This is a genomic window from Escherichia sp. MOD1-EC5950, from assembly GCF_002965345.1.
In the GTDB taxonomy this organism is placed as follows: Bacteria; Pseudomonadota; Gammaproteobacteria; order Enterobacterales; family Enterobacteriaceae; genus Escherichia; species Escherichia marmotae.
Genome location: NZ_PTSR01000189.1, coordinates 1 through 218, shown reverse-complemented (window position 1 = coordinate 218; position 218 = coordinate 1). Strand labels below are relative to the sequence as shown.

1 protein-coding gene is annotated in these 218 nt (G+C 35.8%); it reads left to right on the top strand.

Annotation, left to right across the window (positions count from 1 at the left end; all coding sequences use genetic code 11):
* Positions 1–130: 130 nt before the first annotated feature.
* The coding region (locus tag BEA93_RS26190; RefSeq protein ID WP_272897484.1) for a FaeA/PapI family transcriptional regulator at positions 131–218 on the top strand (88 nt) is incomplete at its 3' end.

Here is a 218-nt window from a genome sequence, read left to right as displayed (position 1 = left end):
GAAACATTGTAAAAAACATGTTATGAGGTTGATTTTTTATGCGTTTATGAGAATTAAAAGTGGGCGTGGAGGAGAGAGCCAGAGGCAGGTTATAATAAAATGAATGATACAGATGAGGATGTAAACAGAAATGAAGAAAACGCAGATACTGTCTTTTATTCAGGAGATAAACACGCCATGCAGAACGACTGATATTTCTTCACATTTTGACATGAGCA